Below are 1,338 nucleotides of genomic sequence, written 5' to 3' on the forward strand. Positions count from 1 at the left end.
GTGACGGAACCCGCCCTTTCGCCCGCCACACTGCGTGTTCGTACGCGGTGAGGCTGACGCCGTGGCCATTCCTGGCATGGGCCCGGGTCAACAGCGTTCCGGCCTCATCCGAGGTCGCAGAACCCAGTCGTTCAGCCGCCAACGCCGCGTTGGCGAAACGCGTGATCATCGTGTCGGCCTTGACCCCGTCCTTCCCCAGGAGCATCAGGAAGTAGGTCGCTGTCACGGGGCCCAAGCCGCGGACACTCGTGTACGCGGCCCGTGCCGCATCTTCATGTTGACGAACCCCTTCGGCGTGACTCAGAGACGGCGTGAGAGCGAGCATGGCGGTTGCCGCGTCGATGACACACTCGGCTTTGTAACGACCCGCTGTCTTGGTACTCCCCATGACGCGGCGCAGCTCGTCGGCACCGAGGTCGACGAGTGCCTGCAAGTCGTCACTGATCTCGGGGTGCTGATCCTTCAACGTGCGCAGCCGCGGCAGGACCGATGCGTCGTACCGGGCGCGGATCGAGAAGACGGCATCGACCAAGGCCATTCCCACCTGCCCCGGCCATCCCCCTCGATAGGCGTCGAACTCCGCTGCGTCGATTCGTGCTACCGCCTCCATCACGGCTTCGACGGCTCGGTTCTGGGCGGTGATGTCGTCCTTCTGCATGGCGCTCCGTTCGACACTCCTCGGTTCCATCTGAAAGGAACGCCACTCATCGGCTCCCAGGCGTACCGACGACGGGGGCAGCCCGAGCGGTACGCCACCAGAAGGTGAGAGAAGGTCACCAAGTCACAGGGTCGGCTTGGCGAGGACTCCGGAGAACCAGGAAAAGACGTCGGGCATGATCTGGCGGTACGTCGTCCACGAGTGCGCGCCGCTGGGGATCTCCATCGCCGTGTAGACGGTCGGCGGCCGGACGACCTTCGAGAACTCGATGCTCCGCTGCTTGGAGAGTTGCCCGTTGTTGTGCCCGGTGCCGTACCAGGCGTGCATCGTGATCGGTGGCGCCGCGGACGTGGCCAGCGCGAAGGGGCTGGTGGCCTTGGCCGCGGCGGTCTTGCCAGCGGCGAGGTTGGAATCGATGTGAAAGTACCCGTCGATCGGGGCGGCGAACGAGAACAGGTCAGGCTTGCGCATCGCGACGGCAGCGGCGCAGTAGCCGCCGGAGGAGACTCCGGTCGCACCCCACCCCGTCTTGTCACCGATGACGCGGAAGTCCGTCTTGATGAGGTGGGGCACGTCGGTGTCGAGGAAGGTGCCGATCTTGGGCTGCCCTGCGAGGTCGGCGCATTTGATGGCGCTCAGGTGAATCTCCCCAGTTCTGCTCACTGAAATTCCCCACCCCG

At 65.4% G+C, this 1,338-nt stretch carries 2 protein-coding genes; both read right to left on the reverse strand.

Features of this window, described 5'->3' with window-relative positions:
* Positions 1-658 (reverse strand): hypothetical protein (locus RT054_RS16460; protein WP_313025689.1); only part of this gene is annotated, 658 nt, incomplete at its 3' end.
* A 123-nt stretch (positions 659-781) separates the two neighbouring features.
* Positions 782-1,338 (reverse strand): alpha/beta hydrolase-fold protein (locus RT054_RS16465; RefSeq protein WP_313025691.1); only part of this gene is annotated, 557 nt, incomplete at its 5' end.

Origin of the sequence: Mobilicoccus sp., from assembly GCF_032060985.1 — a bacterium.
GTDB lineage: Bacteria > Actinomycetota > Actinomycetes > Actinomycetales > Dermatophilaceae > Mobilicoccus.